The organism is Pseudomonas sp. 910_23 (assembly GCF_052850795.1).
This window is the reverse complement of sequence record NZ_VXCZ01000002.1, coordinates 27,284-43,736: the sequence shown is the minus strand read 5'-3', so window position 1 is coordinate 43,736 and position 16,453 is coordinate 27,284. Positions and strand designations below refer to the sequence as shown.

Genomic DNA, 16,453 nt, shown 5'->3' with positions numbered 1-16,453 from the left:
ATCGCACTTTGACCTGGGCCTGAACTGGGCCGTGATCATCAAGTGGCTGCCGAAGTTGGCCCAGGGCGCGACTTTGACCCTGGAGCTGGTGGCAATCGCCGTGATCGCCGGCCTGCTGCTGGCGATTCCACTGGGTATCGCGCGCTCCTCGCGCCGTTGGTACGTGAGCGCCCTGCCCTATGGCTACATCTTCTTCTTCCGTGGCACGCCGCTGCTGGTGCAGTTATTCCTGGTCTATTACGGCCTGGCGCAGTTCGATGCCGTGCGCAACAGCTTCATGTGGCCGTACCTGCGCGACCCGTTCTGGTGCGCCACTGCCACCATGACCCTGCACACCGCCGCTTATATTGCCGAGATCCTGCGCGGTGCAATCCAGGCCATTCCGCCGGGCGAGATCGAAGCAGCGCGGGCATTGGGCATGTCCAAACCGAAAACGCTGTTCTACATCATCCTGCCCCGCGCCTCACGCATCGGCCTGCCGGCCTACAGCAACGAAGTGATCCTGATGCTCAAGGCCAGTGCCCTGGCGAGTACCGTGACCCTGCTGGAACTGACCGGCATGGCGCGCACCATCATTGCCCGCACTTACCTGCCGGTAGAGATTTTCTTCGCCGCAGGCTTGTTCTACCTGCTGATGGCTTACGTGCTGGTGCGCGGTTTCAAACTGCTGGAAAAGTGGCTGCGCGTCGATGCGTGCCAAGGACGTTGAGGCACGCTTCCAGGCACTGGATGCATTCCTGATCGAGTACCAAGGGCTGTGGCGACCACGGCCCTTTACTCATCTGCACTTACCCTGGGAAGCCGAACACCCGGCGCTGTCCCGATGGCTGCGCCAGCGCTCGCTGGCCGAAGCCGAAGCCAGTCACAACCACCCCCACGACCTGCCTGCGCCTGCGCCGTTTCCACAGCTGGCCGCTCAAGCGCTGCGCCTGAGTGCTGTGGATAAGTTACCCGCCCACTCCCTTGACCCCGCTCGCCACCGTTTGAATGTGGATGTGCCCGGGCGCAAGTGGCAACAGATCGAAGCCTTCGGCGCCGCACTGACTTTTGCCCAGACGCCTGCCCACTGGCTGGACTGGTGCGCCGGCAAAGGCCATCTTGGCCGTCGCCTGCTGCAACCCGGCCAACGGTTGACCTGCCTGGAATATGACCCGGCCCTGATTGCGTCCGGCCAAGCCCTGAGCGATCACCACGGCTTGCCCGCTGCCCATTGCCTGCAAGACGTGATGGCCGATGTAACGATCGACCCCGAACACACACCTGTGGCCCTGCACGCCTGCGGCGACCTGCACGTGCGCCTGCTGCAACTGGCCAGCGCCGCTGGCTGCAAACAATTGGCCCTGGCGCCCTGCTGCTACAACCGCATCAATGCCGAGCGCTACCAGGCACTGTCCGCCGCCGGGCGCGCATCCCTGCTAACCCTGTCGATTGATGATCTGGGATTACCCCTGAGCGAAACCGTCACCGCCGGCAACCGCGTGCGCCAGCAACGGGACACCTCCATGGCGCGGCGCCTGGGCTTTGATCGACTACAGCGGCAACTGCGCGGCTGCAACGACTACCTGCCGACGCCCTCGTTGCCCGCCAGTTGGCTGGATAAGTCCTTTGCCGACTACTGCCGCGAGCTGGCAAACCTCAAGAATTTATCCACAGGTGAACAAGACTGGCCGGCGCTCGAAGCCCACGGCTGGCAGCGCCTGGCCGAAGTGCGAAACCTGGAGTTGGTAAGGGGTTTGTTTCGACGCCCACTGGAAATGTGGCTGGTGCTGGACCGCGCCCTGTTTTTGAGCGAACAGGGCTACAACGTCGAGGTCGGCACCTTCTGCGAACCAACGCTCACCCCACGCAACCTGATGGTGCTGGCCCAGCGCGAATAAGGTGCAAAATTTCCTGCACGCGCCCTGTGGATAACTCTGTTGATGGAATCTTTGCAGAGGCTGTAGCAATCGGCATTGAACGCCAAAAGCGAGGCTGGTCATTTTTTGTTCATAAAATAAAACGCACGCAAAACAGGCAGTTGCTGCATGTTGAGAACGGCTGCACAAAATGGCTGTTTCGTGACAGCTGTTACCAACCGATTGTGCATAAGCATCAGACGTTAAACGTATAAAGCGGACTTTGCAGGGTGGTTTTTGGCGGTTTCAGCGGGCGGAGAACCTCGTTGGACGTCGGATCGCTCAGGTACGCGGGGTACCTGGCCTGACGCCGAAGTGACGGCTTTTTACGCTGCCACGCCGTGTGGAAAACACGCTAATCGCAAGAAACCTTGGTTTTTGCAAAAATAGTCAGAATTCAGGGGTTTACAGAACCTTTCCAATCGCTATAATCGTCGCCCTAACACGCCGGTATAGCTCAGTTGGTAGAGCAACTGACTTGTAATCAGTAGGTCCCGGGTTCGACTCCTGGTGCCGGCACCACACTAGGCTCCATTGCATTCCACCGAATGCTCTGGAAGCCCCGAAAACCCGCCCTTTGGCGGGTTTTTTCGTTCCAGGACCCTCTGTCGGGATCCAACAAAATCCCCCTTCCCCGAGGGTATGTTAGGGGTATTGCGATTTCCCGGTCAGGAGCGCGTACCCCTATGCCACGTCTAGCGATCCCCCTCAGCGACCTGCAATGCCGCACGGCCAAAACCCGCGAACGCGCCTACAAACTGTTCGACGGCGGCGGCATGTACCTTTTCGTCAAACCCAATGGCGTGAAGACCTGGCGCTTGAAGTACACCAAGCCCAACGGCAAGGAAGGTACGCTCATCATCGGCAATTACCCCATCGTTACCCTTTCAGTCGCACGGCGTAAGCGAGACGAAGCCAAGGCATTGCTGCTCGACAACCTCGATCCAATGGAAGAAAAGAAGAAGGCCAAGATCGTAGCCCAGCGGGCGGCACTGCTTTTCGAAACCGTTGCTCTGGAATGGCACGCAGACATGTCCCGCCGCTGGACCGAAGGCCACGCAAAAACCGTGATGAGCCGGCTGCGTACCCACGTCTTCCCGCTGATCGGCCAACGCCCCATCGCTGAACTCGATACCCATGACCTGCTAGAGATCACCCAGCGCATCAAGGAACGCGGCACCATGGATGTGGCGTTAAGGGTACAGAACTACTTATCCACCATCATGCGCGGGGCCAAAAGGGCTCGGCAAATCACCATGAATCCTGCACTGGATCTGGCAGGCTCGATTCACGCGCCGCGTACAGTCCATCGCCCGGCCCTCTCCCTCAACCGCCTACCCGAACTGCTACACCGTATCGACAACTACAACGGCCGCGAGCTGACGCGCCTTGCCGTGCTGCTGACTCTGCATGTGTTCGTCCGCTCCAGCGAACTGCGCTTTGCTCGATGGAGTGAATTCGACCTCCAACGCGCCATGTGGGAAATCCCCGATACGCGCGCACCGATTGAAGGTGTACGCAACTCCACACGGGGGACCAAGATGAACGGAGACATTCAAATGGTCCCGCTCTCGCCGCAGGTCATCGAAATACTGGAGCGCCTGCGCAGCCTCAGTCGCTTTTCAGAGTTAGTGCTACCGGGCGACCACAAGTACTGGAAGCCCATGTCCGAGAACACGGTGAACACCATGCTCCGCAACGTCGGCTATGACACCAGCAAGGACGTGTGCGGCCACGGCTTCAGGACCATGGCCTGTAGCGCCCTGCTGGAGTCCGGGTTATGGACCGACGCAGCCATCGAAAGACAAATGAGCCACAAGGAACGCAACCGCGTGCGCGCCGCGTATATCCACAAAGCTGAATTTCTGGAGCAGCGCCGGCTGATCATGGCGTGGTGGAGCAACTATATTGATGCCAATCGCAGCGGCCATGTAACGCCTCACGAATTCGCTCACCCAGTCGGCAACAACATCACCGCCCTACAAAATAGCCGTGGCGCATCCAAACGTGGGTAAGCCTTTGAGATCACCGCTGTCCGCCCTTCCACGCGGGTCCATCCAAGCGGGGCTGCAAAGCCGCCCTGCTTGGATGGACCTCATTTAAAAAATCTAAAACCCATACAAACTGTCTGTGGAAAACTACTGATTTCCACTGGTGGATAATTTCATCCACAGCCGCAGAATCCCCGAAAATTCGAGCCTTGACCCGAATTATCCACAGGCGTAGAAAAGATCGGGCAAAGCGCTGTCGTCGACAGCAACCCAGGTAGCCAGAACCTTTGAGGCTACGCCACACCGTGGTGGTTCACCCAAAGTGCGATTAGCGTCCGGCGGCTCGCACGGTCACTCACCGAGTGATGGATGCCAACTTCAGATCATTGCCATTGCGGCAAATACACACCCTACCCAGCTGCCCTGCAGCAACCTATCCGCTTGGCCATTTCACTGCGCCAACCTGCGCCCGTCTCTTTCTCCCGGAAAGAGACGGGCGCTCCTACCGCTGCTGCAGCCCAACTCGTACAAGGCTTTGCGGCATTCCCTCTCGTGACAATCGACGTGACAAACACCGAAGTCACCAGCAACAGCGATGCAGATGATGGTGCCGCAGCCCAAGGAATGGACTGCACCTGACTGACAGTCAGGCATGCCCCGGTCATCGCATCACTGCCTTCACCTGACTCAGGATCTCGCGGCGCCGGTCTCGTCAGCCAGTGCAGCCTCCACCCGCCCACTTCTGCGGAAGTGTTCAGGAGGCCAGATCATGAGATGCCCAAGCTCCCGGTCGTAAAGAGCCGCCAGTCCCGCGTTAGTGGACAACCCTCACAGGTCGCAGGGGCCTTGATCCCTGATAACACTCAGCATTCTTGGCGGGATGAAGTGAGGAAGGTTTTAAAAGTTTTGGCTTCGAGAGGAGTTCGATCATGGCATTGGTCGGTAGACGGGATGGGCGCAATTTTGGCTACGGCCGGCAATTGAGCTATGCCGGGCCGCAAGCGCTGAAAGATCTGTTTGGTGGTGGGCATTACGGGACGGTCAAAGCGCACAGTGATCGCTGGCAGGCGTTTGTTCAGTGGTGTCGGTCGGAGGATGGACCAGGATTTAACGATGCGCGGCAGATTAATTGGCAGACCTTGCTGAATTACACCGGACATCTGCGCCAACAAGTTGAACGAGGTGAGCTGGCCATCGCGACTGCGCAAAACCGGTTGTCCAGTGTGAACCGAACCCTCGCTGCGCTTCGCGGCGATCAGTATGTGAAAGTGCCGAATCCGAGCAAAGCACTGGGGATGCAGCGCACCAGCGTCCGCATCTCAGCACCATCAGGCCAGGATCGTGAACAGGTTAAGGGGATCGTCAACGCACTGTGCGAACACCGACTACCGCGCGCCGCTGCCATTGTGCGCTTGGCCCGAGCCACCGGCATGCGCTTGCGCGAGGCCGTCTTGGCCGACCTGCCACGTTTGAAACGTGAGGCCGAACAATTCGGCAAGATCAACATTCAGGACGGTACCAAAGGCGGCCGCTCAGGAGCGTCAGCACCTCGCTGGATCGCGGTAGACGATCAAATTCGTGATGCGCTCAGATATGCCGAACAGGTCTCGCCCGACGGTAGCCGCAATCTGATTGCGCCGGACGAAAGCTACCTCGACTTCCAGCAAAAAGTCGTCCGTCCCGCCCGAGATATCCTCCATGTGCATAACCTCAAAGGCTTCCACGAATTACGGGCAGCCTATGCATGCGAACGCTACGAGCAGGTCATCCATCACCTAGCCCCCATCAACGGAGGCAAGTGCAACAAGCTTGATCCACGCCTTGATCAAGAGGCACGATTACAAATCAGCTATGAACTTGGGCACGGTCGAATCGACGTAGCATCGGCCTACATCGGTGGTCGAATATGAGCAGACCGTTCGATATGGAGCTGTTCTTAGCGGGAATTCTGAACGGGGCGTATGCCAGCCGTCAGCGCCACCTTCGCCAAGCGAAGGCCATTCAAGCGGCTATTTCTGAACGCTGGCAACGGGACAACCCATGGACCTGGCAGCGAAAGCATCTCGCGTGGTTTTTAAATCAGCACGTGAACCGACACTCTGCTTCGACGCGCTATTACTATCTGCTGACCGTAAATTTACTCACGCTTCGCTTGAGAAAAACGTGGCGATTCAGCCTTTAGCTCAAGCTAAACAACCAGTCAAAGCGAAAATTCAAATTTGAGTAATACGCTTAGAGGTTCCGAATTCTTCCCCCAAGCATTTCAATCTCAAGACAAAAAGACTTATCCCTTCGACCAATTCCTCTATTGAAGAAAATATTTTATCGCAGCTGCACATGACCATAGGATTATCACCCCCGGGAAGCATAGCCCGATCATCTGTCTTCAACGCCAAACAAACTTTACCCAAAGCCTTCGCAAAACCCAACTCCACCGCTACCCCTTCATCTATCGTTCGACCATCTAAAATAGCAACAACAAGCTTACAACCTCTAATTGCCATTAAATCATTTTCATACACCATGGTTCTTGCTCTTTCTAGCGAAATGCCCGAAGCTACTAACTCACGCAACAAATAGCCATCTCTCTGGGGCAAAAAAACGCTAAAGTTTCGCTCTATTTTCTTCACAACCTCCAGATTGAATGACCGCTCCATATCATTAAATAGTGGAGCTGCAAAATATATTTGCTTTTCAGCTTGAAAAGATTTCATTTGTATCTCTCCATAACCGCATTCAAATCAACTGGCGAATACTTCCCTAGCAATACATGCCTCACAACTTTCTTAGCCACTTGCCCAGCTGTATGTGAGTTTGTATCCAAGCAAAAAGTCGGAGAGTATATTTTTTTTAGGTCATTGGATTGATCATCGTAATACAGGGCACTTCCAGCATCCTCTGGACGCCGCCCGCGACTATAGTTTCGCTCAACCAATGTTTCTCCCTTGGCGTAAATGAACAGGATTTCTCCATCCTGCAACCTCTTATTGTTTACGACAAGCCTTCGCAACTTCACCGTTTTTTCTTTATTTTCAGCCTCATCCTTTGAAAATGCATAGAGATCTAAGGGCGCCCGATCCATGAAGTGAAATCCAATTTCAGCCCTACTTAACCTACGATTTTTTTCTTTCAATTCGCTATAAATAAATCCGTCCACCATACTAGTTTCTTCTGGTGTTAACTTATTAAAAGATAAATACATTTCTTTCGGAGGAGGACGGGTCCACTCTTCATATGTCTCAAAGCATCTCAAATGCTCCAAGAGAGATGACTTCCCTGCCGCTACTGGACCGGCAATATAGTAACAATAGCAAGCTCGCTTGTCCCCACCTACAGACTCTAAGAAATCAATAAAATCCCGTTCATCTTTATTCAGAACCGAGAGAAATTCATTTATCTCATCAGACGTTAGAAAAACGGTAATTAAATTATAAAGTTCTAGATTCGCTTCAAAAATATCCGACTGTCTTGATCCCGATAAGCCACCTGAAGCTGGTATCCAATAAATCATATAATGATGATTCGCCGGACTCTTATCTTTATTTTGTCGAAGATAATTTTTTAAGGACGCATCTCCGAGTGAATGCCCTATGATCAACATCGTATTTTGGATAAACCGCATTAACAAATAGTCTGCGCTCATACCAGGCGACCTTGCAATCGCGTCGGTAAAAGAATCCTCCGTAAAAATAAGCTTAGGACTTCGCTTTTTCAAGGAGACTTGCGGCAACAATCCATTTACATGATATATAGTTGTATGGTCTTTTCTGTCCATAATCGTAGGTCGCCACTCCACAGAAAACGAATTACCTTTGCCATCTTCAGTAATCTGTTTCCCAACAGCCTGAGCTAATATGTCATCAAAATTGAAATTTATTACCATTGGCACTTTTCGAGTCAGATCGCGCAACTGCCCTAAATATGGATGATCCGAAACTAACTGCTCTATATCAGTTGTTACATCTTTGTAAATTGCGCCATGTATAGCTTCTGCCCATCCATAATTAATGGTCGCATCACCTTTCGAGTCTTCAGTACCAGAGTCATTGTCGTGACGATGACGATGGTAGATTATTTGCCCTAAATATTCGGGGCTAAGCCCTGATTTACGATGCGCGTCCAGATCCTCTTTTAAAGCTTCTGAATGTTCCGTCAGTGACTCCAGAAGACCTAACCAAGATGGGACACCGGAGTCTATAGATATACCGGCTCCTGCCACTAAATTCAGGCGTTGTTGTTTGAGACGCTGATAAATATGACATAAAAATCTCGGAAGACTAGGCTGCCGCTTTATTGCTTCAACAAGCTCACTCATCGCTAACAATCCCTGTAATACTCACGATATAACTCATCGCCCCAAGACCTTCAGGCTTATATTTTTTTCCTACATCTCGGATATTCCAAAGACCAGACTGCACCACCATTCTAGTAGGAGACTGATTACCCAGCCAGCTCTGGCCTGCCTTATCAATGGTGTTTAACCCTTCACTGAACAAAGCTATTAATTGCGTTTCAACATGCGCTCTGAGACTGTCTTTTGATGCCTCATCGTCAATCGGAATTATGAAAACCTCTAACCTTGCAAGATAATCGCTAACTTTCCTCTCCCACTCCTCCTCCTGCTGCCTCGTCGTTAACTCCGCATTTTGACCTATCCCCCAAGCAGGGAAACTATCGGCTTTATCAAGAAGCCCCAACAACGCGCGGCCAACGTGTAATCTAAATATAGATCCGCGGTGATTTCCTGTTCCATCCGCTTTTCCGAGATGATTTCGAAGCCGGTTTCTTAAGGTCGCCTTGGACCCTGCGCTAACTGCATGAGTCCCAATTCTCACGACACGGGAGTACTCGCCTAAAAAATTTTTTTCAGTAGGGTCCAATATTATGTAGACGCCTCGCTTTCCTACAAATTGATTGCTCAACTCTTGAAACGCAAAAACTTTACCATTCAACCTAGCTTGAGCTAGTAAGGCATAAAATGCTTTAATATCGCGCAATCTTAAAGACATGTGCTGAGCTTGCTCAAGCCATATTGGGTAGTTGCACTCTTGAACATCAACATGCGGCAACAACAGATCGAGCTTACTCCCACTTACCACATTGGCCGAAAATATGAGCCCAGCGTAATCTTCATCAGCTAGGATCGTTATCTTTCGGTCACGAAACTCAAGAAGCTGCTCAACAATTTTCAGACCCCAATCTGCCTTATAAGCATCACTCTGCTTTCTTAGATCGAGATCGTAGCATTCAATGTCTTCTTCCGGAGCCAATAAACCATGTTTTCCAGAAACTATAAAAAAATTTGTACAGAGGTTCTCAGCAATCGACAATGAAATCTTGAATCTCTTTGAGGAATACAAATTCTTCGCTTTATGTGTTCCACTTTTTTTTCGCCGACCACACCCAATCAGAATTATGTTGCCTTGCCCGTTGCCACTAGTGAGATAGTTAATCACGTCAACATTGGGAAGTTCAAACATTTCCACTTGAGAAGTTTCTTCTTTAATCATAATAATCTAGAAACTCTGCGACTTCGTTAGCGATAGAATTCTCTGGCTGAGTATATCAAGAAACACAAAGACCAATCAATAAAAACTATAAACTTTCGTCACCTGAGCATAAAAATCGCGACCGGATCAGGCGCATATGAGCAGACAGCAAAAACATCATGCGGAAGTACGCCCCATATCGAGGCATGAATTGAATATTACTCAGCACTCCACGCTAAAAGCATGCTGTCTCAATTAATACCTTGGAAACCCTCAATAGTCAGCGCACCAATTAGTAATACGTTGGTATTTGTAAGACTTAAAGCCTGACAGCTGATTGGCGCTGTAGAAAAACCCGCTTACTAAAGCGGGTTTGTTACGATGGCGATCACTAGTCGCGATTGCCATATCGTCTCATTATGGAATCAGCTAAATGCGTGCCTGTACCTACTAATCTCGCCAAGATTTTAATTTGCTCTTTGCAGTGCTCGTCGGTTGTAGGTGTGGGGTAGTTCATTGTGTGATCAATTTCCCCCCATACCTCTTCAAGCAATGTCCGGATCTGAACTTCACAAGTTGCTTTTGCTCGTGAATTTGGACGAAGCACATAATGGATGCTGGTGTAGTAACTATCTTTCAATTCTCGCTTAAGACCCAGGGATTCAAAATAGATTCCGGAGTCAGGATCCCAAGTGTAAGCCTTTGGTGGCTCTAGTAGAGTAAACTCCCCCTCGTCGATTTTCGACATTAAAGTATTATGGATGAACTCGAATTGGGAGGTGTGAAGATGGAGCACACGTAGGCCCGCCACATCGGTAATTCTTTCAAATACATTTTCAGGCGTAATCGGCCCCTGCCTGTTATCAGGTTCTCTTGCTAGGTCCTCAGCATTTTTCCTTTTCACCTTTTCCATAAAGTGATCTACGTCTTTAATACGATGTCTGATCGAGTGAACATTTTTTGAAAGCTTACGGCCTTCAAAAAAGTTTTTTACATTTTTTAGAAATAAATCAAATGCATCAAAATTATCATCGTAGGATTGGCGGATGGCTTCGTTAAATTCATCTACGTTTTGATCGGGCATTAGTCGTCCAACCCTTCCAAGCGCGAGAGCAGGTCTCTTGCGAAAGTATGATACTTATCTTGTGTTGCCAAATACTCACCCTTGTTTCCAGAAACAGTACTCTTATCTTCGGAAAGCAAGTTGTCCGTTGATGGCACTGCCCACATTGGGACTCGGTATTTTTGTGCCATCGCAGGGAAGGTGTTATGAGAATGCATGATAGCCTTCCCGCCAATCGGTTGAGAAATATCAGTACCGGAGAGGTGTGAATATGACTCCTGGGGAATCCGTTCCGAAATTATATCCGGAATCATTTTTGCGTAGCTGTAATGCGCGGTGGCTAAGTCTAAATCGTTTTGACCAGCATATCGTTTTGAGTTAAATATAGTGTAACCAAGAAATTTTACGAAATGGCCCGGAAAGTTGCTCCGCTTTTTATCAGGTAGTAAGCTATACATTGTTTCAAACTGTGTTCTCCACGTGCGCAATGCAAGGCCAATATTAGTTAGGCCGAATGTGGAGAACATATCTGGCATGCAAGGGACAAAAAATCCAGTGGAGGTCGAAATGATGACTCTATTCATCATCCCTAGACTTGGTGACGTGTCCAGTATAGCGACTTGATAACCGTATTTTTTACTAGCCTCCAGGCATAAACCTCTGATGGCAGACAGCAACCTCAGTGCTTGAGGTTCGCCCATGAATGCATCGCTCCAAGATTTGGCAAGCTTGTCCTCATATGTGTGAAGACTGAGTCGGCCCGGTATCAGGCCTAGATTTTCATTGATCTCATGCACTGCGCCCAATACGAAGCTTTCATATACACCATCTTCAACTGGCTTTAGTAGGCAATGTATGGAACGAGGTTTTGAGATGAATTCTTCGTAAGTTTGTTCACTTGCTTCAACTGCAGCTTGGAAGTCCTCAATGTAAGGCTCCTCTTCGCTCCACATCTTTTCCAAATCTTCTGAGGCTAGACACTGAAGTGTCAGATTTGACTGAGGGTCTAGGTCAACCAAGAGTGTTTTGATGCCTTGTTCGGCTAGTGCGTGTGCCAAGTGGAAGCTGAGGGTCGATTTTCCTACGCCTCCCTTGTTATTGAAAACGGAAACAATTTTCAAGACTTTCTCCTTTGCGTTCAATCACGGCGTCGTCGATCTTTGGGCTTTTCCTCAGGCTAGCCCGGACCTCATCGGTCCCAAATCATGGAACAAGTTCTACTGTAAATGGAGGTATAGCCATTTGCTATCTCAAAAATGGGTAGACAGTGATTCTTTCCAGAGAGGGGCTGAAAAATTATGATACCGAGAGTTCGCTTCCCTTCACCCGCTCGCTATTTTTCAAGGCCTCCAGCGCAGTCCATGGACATCCAATAGCGATTGGTGACAGCTTCAGCGACAGTTTCTCTCTCAGCGTGCACGCCAACTATCTGGTCGAAAACGTGCTGACGCCTTAAAAATCCCTGATTCGATTCCATTGAAGGCCATAACTAGCTGATTTATTTATAGTTACTAGTTGGGGTACGCCAAATTTTCCATCAACTTACAGACCCACAGAAAACCTAGCCCCGCCGACCACTACCGTTCGTCTGGTGCCGCACCATACAAAAACGAAGCCCTCGCAGAAATGTGAGGGCTTTGTAGTTTCCGCACGTCCTCTTTTTTCCACACACTGCAATCCGGGCGCCTCGTGTGCCATCCAATCCACCGACGATCTACGTGGCATGCCCTCGAACGCCTTCTCACCTCAGCCAGTGCCTTTCGCTAGCAATCAAGCTTTTATAGAAAATTATGGATAGCCAATAATTATGCCGCTCCCATAAAACCAATAATGATCCAGTCAATTCCTGCTCTTAACCCAGCAGGCGCCTAACCGATCCATTTTCCTGATTGCTCCCCACGCCCCACCACGCTACCCTCCCTCCTGTCGCTGCCAATTCAGCGACCGGGCCTGATAACCCGGCAAGATGCAGGCGCACACCAAGCGCCCCCAAAACCCGATTTGCAGGCGTTTTTTTTCGCCTCAAAATTCGTGCAATGGCGGCTGTGCGTGGGAGACCTTCGGGTCTGCCGGGTTCCTGTATCTCCGGTTTATCAGCCTGCGCACAGCTGCCACCCAATTCGCCTGATAACGAATGTGGTAGCTCTCACTTGATACGGGAGTTTTACCGATGACCGTTACAAATGCGTCTGCGTTAACCACCCTCGGCGTCACCCCCTTTTCCTTTCACTCCGACCAACCTCTGTTCCGCGTCAACAGCGGTGTTTCCCTGCATGAAGCCTTGCATCACGTTTCCGACTTGCTCCACCTCGCCAAGCTGCTCGCAGAAGATGCGGCGTTGACGCAGGGCACGGACCGTTATGCCTGGGCGTCGCATTATTTGCAGGAGATGAGCAAGGCGGTGATTGATGATGTGGTGAAGGTGTTGGAGTCGCCAGGGAATGTTGAGCAATAAAGAAGTCGTGTGGTTCGCGGGCTGACGTCATCGCGGGCAAGCCCGGCTCCCACACAGGAAAGCCCTGGCCTGAATAGGTCGGGGCTTTTTGCGAAAGACGAGCCAAAGGCAATATGGCACTTAGCCACTTATTCGATTGACACCCCCTCCCCACTCCTTTAAAAACCCCGCCTTGCTTGCGCTTTTATCGAGACATGGATGTTGTCCAACCCTCCGCTGTTCAAATACCGCCGCTATTGGCTGGCGGTCATCATCGTGTTGCTGGCGATTCTTGATCCTTTCGGCCTGGCGAGTTCCAGCGACAAGGCGTCGGCGCAGTGGCTCAATCGCATGTTCGCCAGCCACTACCCGAGCCTTGGGCAGCAGCGGGTGGCGGTGGTGTTGATTGATGATGCCTACCTGATGCGCAATGACAGCTCATGGCCCATGCCCTATGGCGAGCAGAGCAAGTTGTTCAAGCGCTTGCTGGCGTACAAGCCTCGGGCGGTGTTTGTGGATTTGCTGTACAGCCATGACCACTCGTTGGGCGACCCGGCGCGGGGCAGTCAGTTGCTGGCGAATGTGTTTGAGCGTTATCAGCGCCAGGGCATCCCGCTGTGGTTGGCCAATACCGGGTTGACGCGTGCGGAGGCGGGCCAGGCCAACACGCTGGCGCCTTTTATGCAGGTCAGCCGCCCAGCGCTGGTGGTGTGGGAAGGGGTGGACGACAAGTACCCGCTGGCCATGCACACACAGGCAGGGCTTTTGGAAACCCCAGCGATGGCGCTGTACCGCGAGTTTTGTGCCACGCAACATTGCAAAAAGCCGCCGGAGGATGCGCAGACCGCTGCGCAACGCCAGCCCATTGCGGTGCAGTGGGGGCTGAAGTTGGCGGCGGAACAGACGCGTATTGCCGATATCAGCCACTGCGCGCCCGCGCGGCATTTTCTGCTGGATGGGGTGGCGCAGTTCTTTCAGGCCGTGTTCTGGAAGCTTGATGACTCGGCCCAGGCGCGGTGCCCTTATACGCTGACGTTGTCGGCCAGTGACCTGGAGGTCAGCGACCCCGACGATCAGGCATTGATTGCAGAGTTGCTGCGCGACCGCCTGGTGCTGGTGGGCGCCAATATCGCGTCCACGGGGGATCTGGTGGAGTCGCCGGTACATGGCCAACTCCCCGGCGTGTACTTGCACGCCATGGCCCTGGATAACCTGATCAATTCTGGCATGGACTACGACCATGAACCGGCCGACTTTCCCCGCTTGCCCTTCAATTGGCTGGACCTGCTGGAGCTCGGGCTGCTGGCGTTGATTGCCGTGCTCAAGGCGCTGCACGCACGTCGCCTGGCGGGCCAGCGCACCTGGAGCCGGTGGCGGCGCCAGGAAATCTGGTTTTTTACTTCGCCGTGCCCGTCGTGGCTGTTGGTGATGTCGATGTTGGCGGCGGTCAGTGTGTTGCTGAGCCTCAATGACATCACCCCGGTCAACGTGCTGGGTATTGTTTTGCTGTCGTTGGTGTTGTTCAGCGAGCGGATCGAAGCCTTCTTCGACCGCGACCGCTGAGTGTGCCGTTTTGTCATTTGACTCAAGGAATTCAAGGATGAACAGAAGTCTCATCGTTTTGCTCACCGCCCTCTTCACCCAGGGTGCCTGGGCGGAAACTCACAGTATCAAAGCGTTCCTGGCCGACCCGGTGACCGTACTGGACGAGCAAGGCAAGCAACAACGTGAGTTGGCGAAAAAGGATGCGCCCACCCAGCCCGTACCGGTGTTGCAGTACAACCAGGCGCTGGACCTGGTGCAGGTCGAGCTGGCGGGCCAGAAGGTCTGGCTGGACACCATGGACCTGCGCATCGAACCGCCGCTGAACGTCGTCGACCTGCCTTGCCAGGGCCTGACCAAAAGCCAGGCCAAAGACAGCCGCAATAACTCCACCATTGGTTTTGGTGCCGGTTGCAATCAATAAAAGGAGCGGTGCGGTGAAGGGATATCTAGTCGCGGCCAGCCTATTGGCCAGTTCGGTGCTCAGCGGTTGCGCCACCTTGAAGGGCGCGGACCAGGCGTTCCTGAACCTGGTGGGGCCCTCGACCCAATCCCGGGTCCAGGGCCACTACGTGGACAACACCGACGTGCGCCAGTATTACAAGCTCGACCCACAGCGCCAGAGCCGGCAGCGTCTGAGCTATGACGGACGGGCGGTGCCGGCTGCCGAAGCGCGTCAGCAGAACCTGGTGGATATCCCGATGCTGCAAGCCTACTTGCAGGGCATTGTCACGCGCTTGTCCAAGGGCTGGCCGGGGGAGTTGCCGCCGCTGCAGGTGAAGATCACCGACAGTTATGGTTTCGGGCCATCGGCAGACCCTTACGGCAACCTGTTCGTGCCGCTGGGTATGCTGGACAACGTCGCCAGCGAAGACGAAATCGCGGCGATGCTTGGCCATGAAATGAGCCACGTGCTGTTACATCACCATGACCGCATGGCTGCCTTCCAGCAGCAGAAAGACATGTTCACCACCGTCGCCTCCACGGTCGCCTTGGCCACCATGGCTGCCGATACGGGCGTCGACCGCAGCTCCGGGACGATGAAGCTGTTCAGCAAAGACCCGGCCGGCACCCAGAAAACCATCGGTAACACAGTGCTGTACACCGCACTGGCCAATACCTTTTCCGACCAGGTATGGAGCACCGCCTGGGGCCGCAGCCAGGAAGACCAGGCCGACTTGCTGGGCACCGACTTGATGATCCGCGCCGGTTACGCCCCGCGTGCCGCCACCCATAGCCTGGAGCGCCTCAATGACTTCCAGGGCAAGCAGAAACCCTTACTCACGGGCTTCCTCATGGCGCGCAAGAATGCCATGCAGGATTCGCTGCAGCAGTTCAATCTCAACCAGTTCACCAAAGAGCTCGACGTGCTGGTCAAGGACGGCTTGACCACCGGCATCACCGCAACCACGCAATACTTCAACCGCTCGCACATGTCGGCGATGGACCGTGACACCGAGCTGCGCCAGTACTTGCAACGCGAATATCGCCAGGAACGCCGCGCTCGGGTCAACCCACAAAGCTGGTCGAAGATGAAGACTACGCCGCAAGTGGCGAAGGCCTTACAGGGTTATAAAGACGCGTACTTCGCCATCGATGCCCTGGAGAAAAACAAAGTGCCGGATGCTGAAGGGTTTATCCGCAAGGCCCTGGCGTCACCGGTCAAGGACCAGCCGAGCATTCGGCGCACGGCCTATACCGTGCGCCTGGCCCAGGGCAAAAACAGCGAAGCGGTGAAAGAGTTGCAGGCGATCAAGGACTGGTCCCTGGCCGGCCCCTCCACCTATGACTTGATGATCAGCTATCACCTCAAGCGGGGTGATGGGCAATCGGCCCTGGCGATGATCGACAAAGCTGAACGCAATCTGGGCTCGGAGGAGCTGTTCATCACCGAAAAGCTGTTGGCCAACCAGCAACTGCAGAATGTGCAGCAGGTGCAAACGGTGTTGCGCAAGTGCGAGCAGTACCCGACACGCAAGGAAAACTGCAAGAAGCTCGCACCGGCCAAGGCCTAGGCGGCAACATTTGCTCCTGGCATA

General features: G+C 53.1%; 14 protein-coding genes and 1 tRNA gene. 10 read left to right on the top strand and 5 right to left on the bottom strand.

Going from position 1 to position 16,453, the window contains the following annotated elements; genetic code table 11:
- The first annotated feature begins 19 nt into the window (after nucleotides 1-19).
- The 6 genes from FW800_RS02385 to FW800_RS02360 all read left to right on the top strand — a co-directional run bounded on the left by FW800_RS02385 (nucleotide 20) and on the right by FW800_RS02360 (nucleotide 6,068).
- Nucleotides 20-709 carry an ABC transporter permease gene (locus tag FW800_RS02385; protein ID WP_032803763.1) on the top strand — a complete coding sequence of 230 codons (690 nt, stop codon included), beginning with the start codon at nucleotides 20-22 and terminating at the stop codon, nucleotides 707-709.
- Nucleotides 690-1,877 (top strand): methyltransferase, encoded by a 1,188-nt coding sequence (locus tag FW800_RS02380; protein WP_446436900.1) that lies wholly within the window; start codon nucleotides 690-692, stop codon nucleotides 1,875-1,877. The genes FW800_RS02385 and FW800_RS02380 overlap by 20 nt, the downstream gene beginning before the upstream one ends.
- A gap of 464 nt (nucleotides 1,878-2,341) precedes the next feature.
- A tRNA-Thr gene (locus FW800_RS02375) sits at nucleotides 2,342-2,417 on the top strand.
- A 164-nt stretch (nucleotides 2,418-2,581) separates the two neighbouring features.
- Nucleotides 2,582-3,910, top strand: coding sequence for a tyrosine-type recombinase/integrase (locus FW800_RS02370; RefSeq protein WP_446436899.1), 1,329 nt, complete (start codon nucleotides 2,582-2,584; stop codon nucleotides 3,908-3,910).
- Between the two features lie 905 nt (nucleotides 3,911-4,815).
- Nucleotides 4,816-5,796 carry an integrase domain-containing protein gene (locus tag FW800_RS02365; protein ID WP_446436898.1) on the top strand — a complete coding sequence of 327 codons (981 nt, stop codon included), beginning with the start codon at nucleotides 4,816-4,818 and terminating at the stop codon, nucleotides 5,794-5,796.
- Nucleotides 5,793-6,068: a hypothetical protein gene (locus FW800_RS02360; RefSeq protein ID WP_446436897.1), complete on the top strand. Its 276-nt coding sequence runs from the start codon at nucleotides 5,793-5,795 to the stop codon at nucleotides 6,066-6,068. The genes FW800_RS02365 and FW800_RS02360 overlap by 4 nt, the downstream gene beginning before the upstream one ends.
- Before the next feature lie 31 nt (nucleotides 6,069-6,099).
- On the opposite strand, the gene FW800_RS02355 is transcribed toward FW800_RS02360, so the two are convergent.
- The 5 genes from FW800_RS02355 to FW800_RS02335 all read right to left on the bottom strand — a co-directional run bounded on the left by FW800_RS02355 (nucleotide 6,100) and on the right by FW800_RS02335 (nucleotide 11,559).
- Nucleotides 6,100-6,600: a nucleoside 2-deoxyribosyltransferase gene (locus FW800_RS02355; RefSeq protein WP_446436896.1), complete on the bottom strand. Its 501-nt coding sequence runs from the start codon at nucleotides 6,598-6,600 to the stop codon at nucleotides 6,100-6,102.
- The gene (locus tag FW800_RS02350) at nucleotides 6,597-8,201 is read right to left on the bottom strand and encodes an SIR2 family protein (RefSeq protein WP_446436895.1); all 1,605 of its coding nucleotides are present in this window, start codon (nucleotides 8,199-8,201) and stop codon (nucleotides 6,597-6,599) included. The genes FW800_RS02355 and FW800_RS02350 overlap by 4 nt, the downstream gene beginning before the upstream one ends.
- Entirely contained in the window at nucleotides 8,194-9,396 is a 1,203-nt protein-coding gene (locus FW800_RS02345) for a DUF6884 domain-containing protein (RefSeq protein ID WP_446436894.1), read from the bottom strand. The genes FW800_RS02350 and FW800_RS02345 overlap by 8 nt, the downstream gene beginning before the upstream one ends.
- A 370-nt stretch (nucleotides 9,397-9,766) precedes the next feature.
- Complete coding sequence (locus FW800_RS02340) at nucleotides 9,767-10,459, bottom strand: (p)ppGpp synthetase (protein ID WP_446436893.1); 693 nt, start codon at nucleotides 10,457-10,459, stop codon at nucleotides 9,767-9,769.
- Nucleotides 10,459-11,559: a ParA family protein gene (locus FW800_RS02335; protein ID WP_446436892.1), complete on the bottom strand. Its 1,101-nt coding sequence runs from the start codon at nucleotides 11,557-11,559 to the stop codon at nucleotides 10,459-10,461. Before FW800_RS02335 ends, FW800_RS02340 begins: the two co-directional genes overlap by 1 nt.
- A gap of 1,049 nt (nucleotides 11,560-12,608) precedes the next feature.
- On the opposite strand from FW800_RS02335, the gene FW800_RS02330 reads away from it, so the two are divergent.
- The 4 genes from FW800_RS02330 to FW800_RS02315 all read left to right on the top strand — a co-directional run bounded on the left by FW800_RS02330 (nucleotide 12,609) and on the right by FW800_RS02315 (nucleotide 16,429).
- Complete coding sequence (locus FW800_RS02330) at nucleotides 12,609-12,893, top strand: DUF3077 domain-containing protein (RefSeq protein ID WP_446436891.1); 285 nt, start codon at nucleotides 12,609-12,611, stop codon at nucleotides 12,891-12,893.
- 198 nt (nucleotides 12,894-13,091) lie between these two features.
- On the top strand, nucleotides 13,092-14,435 hold the full coding sequence (locus FW800_RS02325) for a CHASE2 domain-containing protein (RefSeq protein ID WP_446436890.1): 1,344 nt from the start codon (nucleotides 13,092-13,094) through the stop codon (nucleotides 14,433-14,435).
- 37 nt (nucleotides 14,436-14,472) lie between these two features.
- A complete protein-coding gene (locus tag FW800_RS02320) occupies nucleotides 14,473-14,838 on the top strand; it encodes a hypothetical protein (RefSeq protein WP_032878382.1) in 366 nt (121 codons plus the stop codon).
- Between the two features lie 13 nt (nucleotides 14,839-14,851).
- Nucleotides 14,852-16,429 (top strand): M48 family metalloprotease, encoded by a 1,578-nt coding sequence (locus FW800_RS02315; RefSeq protein ID WP_446436889.1) that lies wholly within the window; start codon nucleotides 14,852-14,854, stop codon nucleotides 16,427-16,429.
- The last annotated feature ends 24 nt before the right edge of the window (nucleotides 16,430-16,453 follow it).